Genomic DNA, 537 nt, shown 5'->3' with positions numbered 1-537 from the left:
TTTCCCCTCTCCGCCTCCCGCCCCCGGGACACCCCGGCCATTGACACCCCGCGGTGACTATGAGAATGGTGGCTGATTGTGTAGTATGACCGACCTTTTTTGTTCAATTTCCGTTCACTGAGGCGTGGTCCATGGCTCTCTCTTTTCTGCGTCGCAGCAACATGCCTCGTCTGCTGGCCAGCCTGCTGTGCTGCACCGCCTTGATCCTCATCTCCCTCGCCACCCTCTACTGGCAGACCTGGTCTCTGACTCGCCAGCAGGCCCAGAATGCCGCCGAACGGGCCATGGTGCAGATCGACAGCGCCCTGCTCCACTCGACCCAGGCGGCAAGGGCCGCCCTGCCGCTGGCGAGCCGGCCCTGTGCCGAGGTTGCCCGCGAGCTGCGGGTACTGGTCGCCACCTCACCCTATGTGCGCTCAGTCAATCTCTCTCGCCACGGCCGCCTCTACTGCTCCTCCATCTTCGACGAGATAGACCTGATCGATGAGCTGCAAGACGGTCAGCACGAGCGGTTCAAGCTCAACGCCGTCACCCGGC

1 protein-coding gene is annotated in these 537 nt (G+C 63.3%); it reads left to right on the top strand.

The features are described 5' to 3' along the window. Window positions 1-131: 131 nt before the first annotated feature. The coding region (locus BN1128_RS04220) for a CSS-motif domain-containing protein (RefSeq protein ID WP_042866518.1) at window positions 132-537 on the top strand (406 nt) is incomplete at its 3' end.

This window comes from Aeromonas piscicola, from assembly GCF_000820005.1.
Lineage (GTDB): Bacteria > Pseudomonadota > Gammaproteobacteria > Enterobacterales > Aeromonadaceae > Aeromonas > Aeromonas piscicola.
The sequence above is the reverse complement of the archived record's forward strand: the minus strand, read 5'-3'. Positions and strand labels throughout refer to the sequence as shown.